Origin of the sequence: Marinomonas spartinae (genome assembly GCF_900089775.1) — a bacterium.
Classification (GTDB): Bacteria; Pseudomonadota; Gammaproteobacteria; order Pseudomonadales; family Marinomonadaceae; genus Marinomonas; species Marinomonas spartinae.
On record NZ_FLOB01000032.1, the window covers coordinates 1 to 1642 of the forward strand.

The 1642-nt window shown below is 46.6% G+C and carries 1 protein-coding gene; it reads left to right on the forward strand.

The window, feature by feature from the left end; genetic code table 11:
• Window positions 1-70 precede the first annotated feature (70 nt).
• Window positions 71-1608, forward strand: a protein-coding gene (locus tag MSP8886_RS22050; RefSeq protein WP_139063198.1) for an IS3 family transposase whose coding sequence is annotated in 2 segments (ribosomal slippage) — window positions 71-521 and window positions 521-1608 — 1539 coding nt in all. Because the reading frame shifts where the segments join, the coding sequence is not laid out codon by codon here.
• Window positions 1609-1642 lie beyond the last annotated feature (34 nt).

Consider the following 1642-nt stretch of genomic DNA (forward strand, 5'->3'; position numbering starts at 1 on the left):
CCCCCTGTGTCAGGATAGTTGTCGCCTCATTTGATATTATAAATAGACAGGGGGCGGTAAGTTAAAACCAGTGGATTACCAAAGACATTCAAGAGCCTTTAAAGAAGCCATCTTACAGAAACTCAGCCAAAGCCAGTTGTCGAGACGTGAGTTTGCCGAACAAGAAGGCATTAAGCTCTCCACCCTGTATAGTTGGCAAAAGCAATTCAACACATCAGGATTTAGCGAGTCAAAAGTGAGTTCATCAGATAAATGGTCAAATGAAGAAAAGTTTGCTGTCGTACTTGAAACCGCCGTCTTGTCTGAAGCGGAGTTTAATCAGTATTGCCGTGAGAAAGGCCTGTACCCTGAGCAAGTAAAACAATGGAAACAGGCGTGTGTTGCTGGCAACACAGCGAAAGCGATAAGAAACACTAAGCTCACGGCGGAGCAACAATCGGATAAAAAACGCATTAAAGAACTAGAGCGTGAGCTGAGACGAAAGGAGAAAGCGTTAGCAGAAAGTGCGGCGTTACTTGTGCTGGGAAAAAAGTTCGATGCCTATTGGGAGGAAAAAGAGGACAGCTAATCACGCTGGCCGATAGGCAAAAGTATTCGCAGTGGATCCGTCATGCGGTGGCGTCAGGTGCACGACAAGAGCCTGCCTGCGAGATGATTGGTTTATCAGTCAGAACGTTACAGCGTTGGTATAATGATGGCTCTATTGGGGAAGATAGAAGAGTCACCGTGATCAGGCCTGCACCGGCGAATAAACTGAGTGAGGTAGAACGGCAGAAGATGCTTGAGGTCTGCATGCGTGACGAGTTTGCTTCGTTACCACCCAGCCAAATCGTCCCTATATTGGCCGATAGAGGCGAGTATATTGCCTCAGAATCCAGCTTTTATCGTCTCTTAAAATCGGAAAACATGCTTCATCACAGAGGAAAAGCAGCCCCGAGGAATGTCCATAAAAAACCCACGAGCTACACGGCGAAAAAAGCCAATGAGGTGTGGAGTTGGGACATTAGCTATCTGCCAACCACGGTGATTGGGCAGCATTACTACCTGTACATGATAGAAGATATTTACAGTCGAAAAATAGTGGGGTGGGAAGTACATCTTCAAGAAACGGGAGAGCATGCCGCCGATTTACTGGAACGCAGTGTTTGGGCAGAAAGATGCGTTAAAAAAGACCTCGTCTTACACTCAGATAACGGTGCGCCCATGAAGAGCTTAACGATGAGAGCAAAAATGTATGATCTTGGCGTTGAGACCTCCCGCAGTCGACCAAGGGTGAGTAACGACAACCCTTACTCAGAGTCGCTGTTTAGAACGGTGAAATATCACCCTAGATGGCCATCAGAGGGGTTTAAAACCTTGGAAGATGCGAGAGAGTGGGTAAAAGAGTTCGTGTCTTGGTACAACCATGAGCATCGTCATAGTCGAATCCAGTTTGTCACGCCAAATCAAAGGCATGCAGGGCTTGATAGAGTAATCTTAGCGAAGCGAGCGGACTTGTATCAGCAAAAAAGGAAAGAACGCCCTGAGCGTTGGTCAAAAGCAGAAAGAAACTGGCAGCCAATAGGTGATGTGGAATTAAATCCAGAGCAACACAAAGACGCTGCCTAATTATTTTAGGCGACAACTACCTTGAAAAACGCCG